This window comes from Aminobacter sp. P4_D5, assembly GCF_056401815.1.
Genome location: NZ_JBFUIP010000501.1, coordinates 1 through 882 on the forward strand (window position 1 = coordinate 1; position 882 = coordinate 882).

Annotated in this window: 1 protein-coding gene and 1 pseudogene; one reads left to right on the forward strand and one right to left on the reverse strand. The window is 62.8% G+C overall.

Annotated elements, in window-relative coordinates:
• Window positions 1-131 (forward strand): annotated as a pseudogene (locus tag AC1DWF_RS33060) (glutathione-dependent formaldehyde dehydrogenase); the annotation flags it as partial.
• Window positions 132-608: 477 nt separating this feature from the next.
• On the opposite strand, the gene AC1DWF_RS33065 reads toward AC1DWF_RS33060, so the two are convergent.
• Window positions 609-797 carry an SOS response-associated peptidase family protein gene (locus tag AC1DWF_RS33065; protein WP_476842733.1) on the reverse strand — a complete coding sequence of 63 codons (189 nt, stop codon included), beginning with the start codon at window positions 795-797 and terminating at the stop codon, window positions 609-611.
• Between the last annotated feature and the right edge of the window lie 85 nt (window positions 798-882).

Below are 882 nucleotides of genomic sequence, written 5' to 3' on the forward strand. Positions count from 1 at the left end.
GCATTGAGAAAGGCCAGATAGACCCTTCTTTCGTCATCACGCACCGCGCATCCCTCGAAGAAGGTCCCGAYCTCTACAAGACCTTCAGGGACAAGAAGGACGGCTGYATCAAGGTCGTCCTTAAGCCTTAGAAAWCGGAARGGCATGGCASGGGCCTGCACAWCGCCGGCTCGCCATCGTCGGCCAACGAGCTCGSMCCCAGACGCRCAGACSTCGCTTCGCGCCATGGTCGCTGCCGGCGGCCGCCTCCACAYYTCCGACTGCAGATGATACAMGTCGGMCTTCYMRGATGGAGCRCGASGSATGCCCGATCGGTTCCAGGTCGTTTTCAACSCGGATGGCATCGTGGAGATGATGCTYAAGGAAGGCGAAGTTCGGACRCTGACGTTCGACTCTGCCGGCTCCCCTTTCAACGCYCGGGCTATGAACGATCCCGAGGTGAAAGCGGCACTCCGRCAGTGGATGGTGGATTCCAATGCGGAGGGCTGGATTGGTTGGCAGGAACTCGCCGCGACTCTCCAGGGCATGGGCATCGACATGGYGGATGTCGCGGCGAAGTATCCTGGGTAGGRGCGTCTCCSTTTCGCMTTYGAGCGAGAGACGGGTGAYTAACCCCTCTTCGGCYGGCASRGCAGRACGTCCGCCGCSGGAGGCCGAAGCAGCGCCGCTGGATCACCCGGCACCTCTGCGAGCCAAACCCCGAAGTCTTCCTCTTCGAGCACCACGGGCACCCTCTCGTGGATCGGCGCGACTAGCTCATTCGCCTCGGTGGTGATGATGCAGTAGGAGCGCGTCACCTCGCCGTCCGGACCACCCAGCCAAGGGCACCGGGCCGGCCCTCGTGGCAGTCGTGCTCGTTCAATGCTGCGGACATCGCTGCAC